The sequence below is a fragment of the Micrococcus sp. GbtcB5 genome, from assembly GCF_019091605.1.
Lineage (GTDB): Bacteria > Actinomycetota > Actinomycetes > Actinomycetales > Micrococcaceae > Micrococcus > Micrococcus luteus.
In genome coordinates this window covers 1-275 of sequence record NZ_JAGXJK010000186.1, presented here as the reverse complement: position 1 = coordinate 275, position 275 = coordinate 1, and the positions used below count along the sequence as shown (strand labels likewise).

Sequence of the window (275 nt, the reverse complement as noted above, 5' to 3'; positions counted from 1 at the left end):
CCAGGCTCTCGCCGATGAAGTCCTTGTTCGAGACCGCGGCCAGCACGGGCAGCCCCAGGGTGGCGACCTCGTCCAGCCGCCGCGTGATCTCGAGGGTGTGCCGGGTGTTCTTGTTCAGATCGTGGCCGGGGACCACGATGATCCTCTCCTCGGGGACGCCGAGCGCCACGGCCCGGTCGGCGGTGCGCCGCAGGTGGTCGCGGACCTCCCTGCCGACGTCGCCACAGGTCGGCCGCGGGACCACGGCCCGGGGTCCGCGCACGTGGGCGGGGGGG

General features: G+C 74.2%; 1 protein-coding gene. It reads right to left on the bottom strand.

What is annotated here, in order from left to right; translation table 11 throughout:
- On the bottom strand, positions 1 to 275 hold a 275-nt coding region (locus tag KVS67_RS14200), incomplete at both ends, for a dihydropteroate synthase (RefSeq protein WP_254629364.1).